Origin of the sequence: Amycolatopsis umgeniensis (assembly GCF_014205155.1) — a bacterium.
Taxonomy (GTDB): Bacteria; Actinomycetota; Actinomycetes; order Mycobacteriales; family Pseudonocardiaceae; genus Amycolatopsis; species Amycolatopsis umgeniensis.
In genome coordinates, this window is the sequence record NZ_JACHMX010000001.1 from 7,588,962 (window position 1) to 7,597,913 (window position 8,952).

At 69.2% G+C, this 8,952-nt stretch carries 8 protein-coding genes and 1 pseudogene; 7 read left to right on the forward strand and 2 right to left on the reverse strand.

Annotated features, from left to right (window positions below; genetic code table 11):
* Positions 1-115 precede the first annotated feature (115 nt).
* From aspS to HDA45_RS35450, 7 genes are all read left to right on the forward strand, one after another.
* Entirely contained in the window at positions 116-1,888 is a 1,773-nt protein-coding gene (gene aspS, locus HDA45_RS35420) for an aspartate--tRNA ligase (RefSeq protein ID WP_184902837.1), read from the forward strand.
* Positions 1,888-2,829: a DUF389 domain-containing protein gene (locus HDA45_RS35425; protein ID WP_184902839.1), complete on the forward strand. Its 942-nt coding sequence runs from the start codon at positions 1,888-1,890 to the stop codon at positions 2,827-2,829. The genes aspS and HDA45_RS35425 overlap by 1 nt, the downstream gene beginning before the upstream one ends.
* Positions 2,830-2,908: 79 nt before the next feature.
* Positions 2,909-4,096 carry a phosphotransferase gene (locus HDA45_RS35430; protein WP_184902841.1) on the forward strand — a complete coding sequence of 396 codons (1,188 nt, stop codon included), beginning with the start codon at positions 2,909-2,911 and terminating at the stop codon, positions 4,094-4,096.
* Positions 4,097-4,158: 62 nt separating this feature from the next.
* The gene (locus tag HDA45_RS35435; RefSeq protein WP_184902843.1) at positions 4,159-5,007 is read left to right on the forward strand and encodes an SGNH/GDSL hydrolase family protein; all 849 of its coding nucleotides are present in this window, start codon (positions 4,159-4,161) and stop codon (positions 5,005-5,007) included.
* Positions 5,008-5,050: 43 nt separating this feature from the next.
* Positions 5,051-6,418 carry an AAA family ATPase gene (locus tag HDA45_RS35440; protein ID WP_184902846.1) on the forward strand — a complete coding sequence of 456 codons (1,368 nt, stop codon included), beginning with the start codon at positions 5,051-5,053 and terminating at the stop codon, positions 6,416-6,418.
* Between the two features lie 138 nt (positions 6,419-6,556).
* Positions 6,557-6,808, forward strand: coding sequence for a hypothetical protein (locus HDA45_RS35445; RefSeq protein ID WP_184902848.1), 252 nt, complete (start codon positions 6,557-6,559; stop codon positions 6,806-6,808).
* A gap of 41 nt (positions 6,809-6,849) precedes the next feature.
* Positions 6,850-7,020 (forward strand): hypothetical protein, encoded by a 171-nt coding sequence (locus tag HDA45_RS35450; RefSeq protein WP_184902850.1) that lies wholly within the window; start codon positions 6,850-6,852, stop codon positions 7,018-7,020.
* 267 nt (positions 7,021-7,287) lie between these two features.
* Here HDA45_RS35450 and HDA45_RS35455 read toward each other — a convergent pair whose 3' ends face one another.
* Together HDA45_RS35455 and HDA45_RS42595 are read right to left on the reverse strand one after the other, a co-directional pair.
* A complete protein-coding gene (locus HDA45_RS35455; RefSeq protein ID WP_184902852.1) occupies positions 7,288-8,547 on the reverse strand; it encodes a DUF222 domain-containing protein in 1,260 nt (419 codons plus the stop codon).
* Between the two features lie 217 nt (positions 8,548-8,764).
* Positions 8,765-8,926: pseudogene (locus HDA45_RS42595) on the reverse strand (transposase); the annotation flags it as partial.
* Positions 8,927-8,952: the final 26 nt, after the last annotated feature.

Sequence of the window (8,952 nt, forward strand, 5' to 3'; positions counted from 1 at the left end):
ACACCTGGTCGCGAGGCATCCGGGACGGTTCGTTAGCCTTTGACGTCGGCGCAGAGCAGTCGAACCGCAGCGCCGTCGAATCGCAGAATCGTGATGCCGAAGGAGAGCACCCGCAGTGCTTCGCACCCACAAAGCCGGCACCTTGCGTGCCGAGCACGCCGGTCAGACGGTCACCCTCACCGGATGGGTGGCTCGGCGGCGCGATCACGGCGGCGTCATCTTCATCGATCTGCGCGACGCCAGCGGCGTGAGCCAGGTCGTCTTCCGCGAGGGCGAGATGGCCGAGCGCGCGCACCAGCTGCGGTCGGAGTACTGCCTCCGCATCGTCGGCGAGGTCTCGAAGCGCCCCGAAGGCAACGCCAACGCCGAGATCCCCACCGGCGAGATCGAGGTGCTGGCCACCGAGCTCGAGGTGTTGTCCGAGGCCGCCGTGCTGCCGTTCCCGATCGACGACCGGGTCGACGTCGGCGAAGAGACGCGCCTCAAGCACCGCTACCTCGACCTGCGCCGCAGCGGCCCCGCGGCCGCGATGCGCCTGCGCAGCGAGGTCAACCGGGCCGCCCGCGAGGTGCTGCACGCGCAGGAATTCGTCGAGGTCGAGACCCCGACCATGACCCGCTCCACCCCCGAGGGCGCCCGCGACTTCGTGGTCCCGGCCCGCCTCAAGCCCGGCTCCTGGTACGCGCTCCCGCAGTCGCCGCAGCTGTTCAAGCAGCTGCTCATGGTCGGCGGGCTCGAGCGGTACTACCAGATCGCGCGCTGCTATCGGGACGAGGACTTCCGCGCCGACCGGCAGCCGGAGTTCACCCAGCTCGACATCGAGATGAGCTTCGTCGAGCAGGACGACGTCATCGCCCTCGGCGAGGACATCGTGACCGCGCTGTGGAAGCTGATCGGCGCCGAGATCCCCCGGCCGTTCCAGCGCATCACCTACGCCGAGGCGATGGAGAAGTACGGCTCGGACAAGCCGGACCTGCGCTTCGACCTCGAGCTCACCGACATGACGGCGTTCTTCGCCGACACCCCGTTCCGCGTGTTCCAGGCGCCCTACGTCGGCGCCGTCGTGATGGCGGGCGGGGCCGACCAGCCGCGCCGCACCCTCGACGCCTGGCAGGACTTCGCCAAGCAGCGCGGGCACCGCGGTCTCGCGTACATCCTGGTCAACGAGGACGGCACGCTCGGCGGGCCGGTCGCGAAGAACCTGTCGGAGAAGGAGCGCGAGACTGTCGCGGAAGCCGTCGGCGCCAAGCCCGGCGACTGCGTCTTCTTCGCCGCGGGCAAGCCCGCCGACGCGCGTTCGCTGCTCGGCGCGACCCGCCTGGAGATCGGCGGCCGCCTCGGCCTGATCGACGAGAACGCCTGGTCGTTCGTGTGGGTCGTCGACTTCCCGATGTTCATCTCGGCCGACGAGTCCGACGACGTCGCCGTCGGCGGCGGCAAGTGGAAGGCGCTGCACCACGCCTTCACCTCGCCGACCCCGGAGTGGATCGGCAAACTCGCCGACGACCCCGGCAACGCGCTGGCCTACGCCTACGACATCGTCTGCAACGGCAACGAGATCGGCGGCGGCTCGATCCGTATCCACCAGCAGGAACTGCAGAAGCAGGTCTTCGAGCTGATGGGCCTCGGCGAGGAGGAGGCGCAGGAGAAGTTCGGCTTCCTGCTCGACGCCTTCGCGTTCGGCCCGCCGCCGCACGGCGGCATCGCGTTCGGCTGGGACCGGATCGTCATGCTGCTGGCCAAGGCCGATTCGTTGCGTGACGTGATCGCGTTCCCGAAGACCGGTGGCGGGTTCGACCCGCTGACCGCGGCCCCGGCGCCGATCACGCCGGAGCAGCGCAAGGAGGCGGGCATCGACGCCAAGCCCGCGCCGCCCGCTCAGAACTGATGCTCCATCTCAGGGCCGTGTGCCCGCCGGACCGGACCGAAGAAGCGATCCGGATCCTGCGGGCACACTCCGGGACCGCGCATCTCGTCTTGCATCGCGGGGTGGCGGTCTCGCCCGAGGGTGACCTGATCGAGGCCGACGTCGCCCGCGAGGCCGCCGACGAGATCATCGAGTCGCTGTGCGGGCTCGGTCTCGACCACACCGGCGGCATCACCCTGGAAGCGCTCGACACAGCGGTGTCCGACGCCGCGGACAAGGCCGAGGAGGCCGCGCCGGGTGAGGCCGCGGACGCGGTGGTGTGGCAGGAACTCGTCGGCCGCTCCGGTGAGGAGTCCCGGCTCACCTGGACGTTTCAGGCGTTCCTGACCATCGCTTGCCTGCTGGCGTCGGTCGGCGTGATCACGAACTCGTCGGTCACCATCGTCGGCGCGATGGTGGTGGGGCCGGAGTTCGGCCCGCTCGCGGCCATCGCGGTCGGGCTGGTGCTGCGCCGCGGCGATCTCGTCCGGCAGGGCGGGGTCGCGCTGCTCGGCGGCTTCCCGATCGCCATGGTGATCACGCTGGGTGTGGTGCTGGTGGGCAACGCCACCGGCGTGCTCGAAGTCAGCAAGCTCGCGGAGAACCACGAGGTGGATTTCGTTTACCAGGTGGGAATCGCGTCGCTGATCGTCGCACTGCTCGCCGGTGCGGCGGGAATGCTTTCCATGACCTCGGCCAAATCCGCCGCGCTCGTGGGTGTGTTCATCTCGGTGACCACGGTGCCGGCGGCCGGGTACGCGGTGGTCGCCGGGATTGCCGGTCAGTGGGACCGGTGTCTTTATTCGGCCGGTCAGCTGCTGGTCAATCTCATCGGAATCGTTGCAGCTGCGGCCATTGTGCTGATGTTTCGCCGTCGTGGGCAACGATCGAGGGTAACGGAACGTCCGCTTTCACGCGGATGAGTCCCAGATCGCGCCAGTGCGCGCGTTTGCCCGGATCTCAGTGGTCATGGTTGCTCAGTCACGAGTAGGGTCGGTGGTAATGACAGTCGATACCTCCTCTGCCGACGATTCGACCGTCGGAGCTGGAGCCGAAACCCTCGCCGTCGCAGCGGCAGTCGCTGCGGGCGAGTCGGTCCTATCGCGCCGCTTCGGCAGCGCGATCACGCTCGTCGCCCCGGAAGACCTCGCCGGCAGTGGCCCGGCGACAGTCGTCCGGGCGAGGGTGGCGTCGTCGCCGTTCGCGCTGCCACGCACCCTGGTCATCAAGCACTACCCCGATCCACCCGAACCGGGGCGGCCCGATCCGTTCGCGCAGGAGGCGGTCAGTTACCAGCTGTTCACCGCGCTCGCGCCGGAAGACCGGATGTGCCCGGAACTGCTGGCGCACGACGGCCGGTACCGGGTCCTGGTGATCGAGGACCTCGGCGGCGTCCCGACGCTGCACGACAAGCTCCACGCCCGTGACGCGCGGGGAGCCGAACGCGCGCTGCTGTCCTGGGCCCGGTCGCTGGGCAGGCTGCACGCGAGCACCGCGAGCCGCGAGCCCGATTTCAACGCGCTCCTGCGCCGTCTGGGCGGCCCGGTCAAGAACGAGGACGCGCCGCTTCCCGCCGTCTGCGCGCAACTGCCGGGGCTGCTGGAGGAACTGCTCGACGTCGAGACGCCGGAGCCCGTGCAACGGCGGGTCATGGAGGTCGCCGAGCGGGCGGGCGCGCCGTCGTACCGCGCGTTCAGCCCGGTCGATCTCAGCCCGGACAACAACCTCGTGACCAGCGGCGGAGTGCGGTTCCTCGACTTCGAACGCGGCCGCGTGCGCAGCACCCTGATGGACGCCGCGTACCTGCGGTTGCCGTTCGCGTCGAACGCGGACGCGCTGGCGCTGCCGCCGGGGATGAGCGAGGCGATGATCGCGGCCTGGCGGGCCGAGGTGGTCTCGGTCTGGCCCGGGCTCGCGGACGAGGAGGCGTTGGCCGAACATCTGATGGACGGTCAGCTGCTCCTGCTGTGGATCATCACCTGGGAGATCCTGCCCGAGCTCGACCTGGACAGGCACGCCACGCCGATCAGCCGGGAGGCCGCGCTGGTGACCTGGTGGCGGGAGCTGGCCAAACACTCGCTGCGCGCCCGCCTGACGGACATCTCCGAGCACGCCACCCGGGTCGCCGCGGCGCTCGGTGCCCGGCTGGGGCCGCACGCGGATCTCGCCTTCTATCCCGCTTTCCGGTAGTTTTCGCTCGCCTGTCCTCACCGCGTTACCCAGGCATCACCGCAGGTAAGTCTGCGTGGCCGATGGTGTCTACCGTGACCGTGATCAGTGTCGAAGTCACTCCGAGTCCCGAACCCCTCCTCCCACCGGCCCCGGCCGTACCCCGGTCCGCTCGCAGAATGGTCGTTCTCGGCGATTCCACGGCCGTGGGCCTGGGTGACCCGTTGCCGGCCCGAGGCGGCTGGCGCGGGGTCGGCCCGCTCGTCGCCGAGGCGCTGGGCGTCGAACCGGACGGCTACCTGAACCCGTCGTTCACCGGCGCGCGCATGGGGTGCGTGCTGACGAAGCAGCTTCCCGCGGCCGTGGCGCACCGGCCGGACGTCGCGCTGGTGGTGGCGGGGATGAACGACACGCTGAGGCCCGATTTCAGCGCCGAGCGGATCGCCGCGGACCTCACCGAGGTGATCCGCTCGCTGGCCGCCGTCGGCACCACCGTGGTGCCGGTGCGCTACCACGACCACGGCAAGGTGTTCCGCCTCCCGCAGTCGCTGCGGCGGGCACTGAGCGAGCGGGTGGCCGAACTGAACGCCGCCATCGCCGGTGTCGTCGAGCGCGAGGGTGTGCCGTGTCTCGATCTCGAACTGCTGCCCGGCGCCTACGACCTCACCGCGTGGAGCGTCGACCGGCTGCATCCGTCGGAACTCGGGCACCGGATGCTGGCGACCGGGTTCACCGAGCGGCTCGCCGAGGCCGGGTTCGCGGTACCGCGTCCGGTCAGTCTGACCTGCTCGGGAGGGGTGGAGCCGAGTGCCGCCGGGCACTTCGGCTGGCTGGTGCTGAAGGGGGTGCCGTGGGTGTGGCGGCGGGGCCGTGAGTTCGCGCCGTACGCGGCCGTGATCATGTGGCATTCGTTCCGGGAGCGGCTGCGCTGACCTGTGCCCGGAACCGTCGGTGGCAACGGCTACCGTCGACACCGTGGCACAGGACGAACTCTTCACCGTGAACCCCGACCTCGGGCCTCCTCCGGAGGAGGCCGAGCCGAGGGAGGTCGCCGTACCGGCAGGCTCGCCGCTGGCGGTGCGGATGCGGCCGCGGTCGCTCGGCGAGGTCGTCGGCCAGCAGCACCTGCTGCGCGAGGGTGCGCCGCTGCGGCGGCTCGTCGAAGGCGCGGCTCCCGCGTCGGTGCTGCTCTACGGCCCGCCGGGGACGGGCAAGACCACGCTGGCGAACCTCGTCTCGGCCGCCACAGGGCGCCGGTTCGTGGCGATGTCGGCGCTGTCGGCCGGGGTGAAGGAGGTGCGCGGGGTCATCGAAGAGGCCCGGCGCCGCCGGAACTACAACGCCGAGAACACCGTCTTGTTCATCGACGAGGTCCACCGGTTCTCCAAGACACAGCAGGACGCCCTGCTCGGCGCCGTCGAGGACAGGACGGTCCTGCTGGTGGCGGCCACCACGGAGAACCCGTCGTTCTCCGTCGTCTCGCCGCTGCTCTCGCGGTCGCTGGTGCTGCAGCTGCGGCCGCTGACCGACGAGGACATCGTCGCCCTGATCGACCGCGCGCTGACCGACGAACGAGGTCTCGGCGGCGAACTCACGCTGACCGAGGACGCGCGGGCACATCTGGTGCGGCTGGCCTCCGGCGACGCGCGGCGCGCCCTGACCGCGCTGGAAGCGGCCGCAGACGCGGCGAGCGCGACCGAGGCCAAGACGATCGACCTCGCCATTGTCGAGTCCACAGTGGACAAAGCGGCGGTGCGGTACGACCGCGACGGCGATCAGCACTACGACGTCATCAGCGCGTTCATCAAATCGATCCGCGGGTCCGATGTGGACGCCGCGCTGCACTACCTGGCGCGGATGATCGAGGCGGGGGAGGACCCGCGGTTCCTGGCGCGTCGTCTGGTGGTGCACGCGAGCGAGGACATCGGCATGGCCGACCCGACGGCACTGCAGTCGGCCGTCGCGGCGGCGCACGCGGTGCAGTTCATCGGGATGCCGGAAGGCCGTCTCGCGCTGGCGCAGGCGACCGTGCACCTGGCGACCGCGCCGAAGTCGAACGCCATCGTCACCTCGATCGACGCCGCGCTCAGCGACGTCCGGTCCGGGCGGATCGGGACGGTGCCGCCGCATCTGCGGGACGGGCACTACGCGGGGGCGGAGAAGCTCGGCAACGCGAAGGGCTATCGGTACCCGCCCAACGCGCCGGAAGGTGTTCTGGCGCAGCAGTATCCGCCGGATGAGCTGGTCGGGCGGGACTATTACGAACCGACGCAGCGGGGTGCGGAGCGGACTCTGCACGAGCGGGTGCCGAAGCTGCGGCGCACGATCCGGGGTGAGCGTTAGCTTCGCATTCGGAGCAGAGCCGGGAGATCGGTGACGTTCGTCGATCATGGCGGATCACTGGGTTGTCGTGCTGTGTCCACGAACGCGAGCAGAACAAGTTGACAACTGTGGTGGCTTCCTTCGCCGCGGTGACCAGGGGTGGCGCCAGCCGCTCCGGACGAGGTGCGCACCAACGCCGCTGTCGTCGTCGAGCTCACGATCACGCCGGAACTGCTGCGGATCAGTGAACTCGACTTCGTCTACTGCGAGGCGAGATCGCGCAGGAGGTCCGGTTCGGGGCTGTCGACGCCTACAACGGCGGGTGGACCTTTGGGATCTGGGCCGGGAAACGGTCTACCAGGCCCGGCGCACGGCGGCGGCCAGCCGCCGCGCTGCTCGGCTTCGAGCTGACCTTCGTTGGCCAAGGACGACGGGGACTTCGTCTTCGCGTTGTGGGAACCCGCCACGGGAAGGTGTCCAGCGGAACACCGGCGGAGCAGAAGCTCCGCGACGCGCGGGTGAAGGCCGCCGCCTATCGCGCCCTGCAAAGCGAATCGCCCGCTCAGTGGCGGGGCTTCCTGGAAACGGACATCTTCCTCGCCGCCGAGGCGGACAAATCCTGAGGTAGCCCGCTCGACGTTGCGGGCTATTGAGCGCAGGCGAGGTCTGTGACTCTGCGCGCCGCCGGACTGTGGCATCGACTGTGGGTCTTGGTGCGTTGGATGACCGGTCCGTTCACGGACCTGATCTGTACGAGGGCGACGGTTGCGTGGGCATCCGGCACGAGTTCCGCGCGCTCACCGACTCGAATCGCGAGTCATGGCCACCCCGCTCGGCTGTGTGGGCATGCCGAGGTGCCCGTCGCCGGTGGGGGTGGCGGGCTTCTCGGGTCAGGCGGTGGCGCGGTGGAGGGTGTTGCGCCGGGGTCTTCGTAACGGGTCCAGATACTGGGGCGGAATGAACTCCGGTAACCCATCGGCTGCCATGCGAACCTGCCAGTCCCCGTGATGGATCAGGCGGTGGTGGAACCCGCAGAGCAACACCAGGTTCCGGAGGTCGGTGGGTCCGCCGTCTGCCCAGTGATCAATGTGGTGGGCGTGGCAGTTCCTCGGCCGCCGATGGCAGCCCGGGAAGGCGCAGCCTCGGTCGCGGATGTTGAGGGCTCGGCGTTGGGCGGGGGTGACGAACCGCTTCAACCGCCCCACATCCAACGGCTCACCCGCCGCACTGAGCACGATGGGGAGCATGAGGCAGTCGCAGGCGGCCATTCTGGCTTCGCGGGCGGTCATGGTGCCGACGAAGTCCACGCACGCGTTCCCCAGTCCAGTCTTCAACTCCTCCAGACCGATCGTGACGTGCACGAGAGTCCGGTAGCCGTTGGTGCCGGGCTGGTCGGGGCAGGCGATGGCTAGGTCCAGGAGTTCGGCCCAGGCGTCGCCCTGGCGTTCGGCTTTGGTGCGTATATCGGCTTGGCCGGATTCGTCGATCGGGCGTGGTGCCGCGTAGGCCTCGAGGGCTGCGGCGGTGCGGGCACCGAGTTCATCATCGAGGAGGCCGTTCAGTGTCCAGAACCCGTCCTTGCGCCGTTCCAGGGTGACTTCACGGCTGGGTTGTTTGGGTTCGGGGTCTTTGGGCTCGTTGCCGTCGGGGTCGAGCCAGGCGAGCAGGTTGTCCCCGAGCTTCGACACCTGCCGGGGCCCGGCGTCGCGGGCCAGATCGGCGAGGGTCTTCTCCGCGCACTCCCGATCCTCCACCGACACATCCGGTGGGATCCGGGCCAGGATCTCCAGGATCTGCTTGATCCGTTCACTCCCGATCGCGCCCTCAGCGGCAGCCGCACCCGTAGCGGGAGCCACCGCCGGAACCTCCGTGTCGTCCAGTGCTCGGGTCGGGTTCAGCGCGATCGCCTGACTCACGATCGGACCGGCCTCGCCCCGCGACAACCCGGCCACGTCAGCGAACCACGCTGCTGTACTGCCGTAGCCGTAGAGGTCTTTCGCGCCCCGGGACTCGATCTCCGCCAGATACCGCCCCAACCCGGCGGAGGCGATCCGCATCATCTGCAGGAACTGCAGCACGCCATGAGCAAGCTCCAGCTTGCCAGCACGCCACAGCTCCTGCGGCAACTCGGGGAGAAACGTCTCGGACACCCCACAACAATACCGCACAACTATCGAACAGGTGTTCGTAATTTTAAGCAACAACGCAACCGGCACATTCACCACTGACGGGTGAATCTGCCAAAAAGCCGCTGCTACCCGACGTGACATCGACCGTCGACCACCGCATTTAGTCGACTGAGGAGTCCTAACAAAATGAATGGGTTTTGAGGCGGCGGAACCAGTGCGGCAGGGCGAAGGTGCTTTTGTCGCGGTCGTAGGCCCGGTCACTGTAGAACCGGCGGCCCGCGCGGGCGGGATCGCGTGGATCAACGGCATCGGTTGGGTGACGTCGTGCCGGTTCCCCGCCGGTCAGCGTGGCCGCGAGCGGTATGCCGGTGCCGTCGGTGATCATGCGGTGTTTCCAGCCCCCTTTTACGCACGAACATGCGATCC

Bases quoted from the DNA above. Each gene is read 5' to 3' on its own strand.
- HDA45_RS35435 (WP_184902843.1), top strand. From the start codon at position 4,159: ATGGTGTCTACCGTGACCGTGATCAGTGTCGAAGTCACTCCGAGTCCC.
- HDA45_RS35430 (WP_184902841.1), top strand. From the start codon at position 2,909: ATGACAGTCGATACCTCCTCTGCCGACGATTCGACCGTCGGAGCTGGA.
- HDA45_RS35425 (WP_184902839.1), top strand. From the start codon at position 1,888: ATGCTCCATCTCAGGGCCGTGTGCCCGCCGGACCGGACCGAAGAAGCG.